Annotated in this window: 1 pseudogene; it reads left to right on the top strand. The window is 67.6% G+C overall.

From position 1 onward, the window contains the following. Positions 1-559: pseudogene (locus tag A5781_RS06400) on the top strand (dihydrodipicolinate reductase); the annotation flags it as partial.

Here is a 559-nt window from a genome sequence, read left to right as displayed (position 1 = left end):
CCGGCATCAACGTCGTGTCGACGTCCTCGACGAGCCTGGTGCATCCGCCGTCGTATTTCGCCCCCGAGTGGCGTGACCAACTCGAGGCGGCGGCCAAGGCCGGCGGCGCCTCGTTCTACGCTTCCGGCATCTTTCCCGGGTTCGCCTCTGATCAGCTCGCCCTGCTGATTACGACGCAGTCCAAGAACATCCGCACCATCACGGCCAGCGAGGTCGCGCTCAACGATCACTACCCGGTGGCCGACGTCATGATGGACGGGATGGGCTTCGGCCGGCCGCTGGATTTCGAGCCGATGCTGAAGACTCCCGGCTTCATCGAGATGGCCTGGCAGGCACCGATATACCTGATCGCCCAGGGTCTTCGGGTCGAGGTGGAGCAGGTGCGCGGTTCGCTCGACCGCCGGTTGACCGAGCGCGACATCGAGGTGGCGTTCGGCACCATCGGGGCGGGCACCTGCGGTGCCGTGCGGACCCGGGCCGCCGGGGTGGTCAACGGCCGGGAGGCGATCGTGATCGAACACGTGATCCGAATGGCCCGCGACGTCGCGCCCGACTGGCC

Origin of the sequence: Mycobacterium sp. 852002-30065_SCH5024008 (genome assembly GCF_001665645.1) — a bacterium.
GTDB lineage: Bacteria > Actinomycetota > Actinomycetes > Mycobacteriales > Mycobacteriaceae > Mycobacterium > Mycobacterium paraffinicum.
Note: the sequence above shows the minus strand (reverse complement) of the source record. Positions and strands in the feature narration are given on the sequence as shown.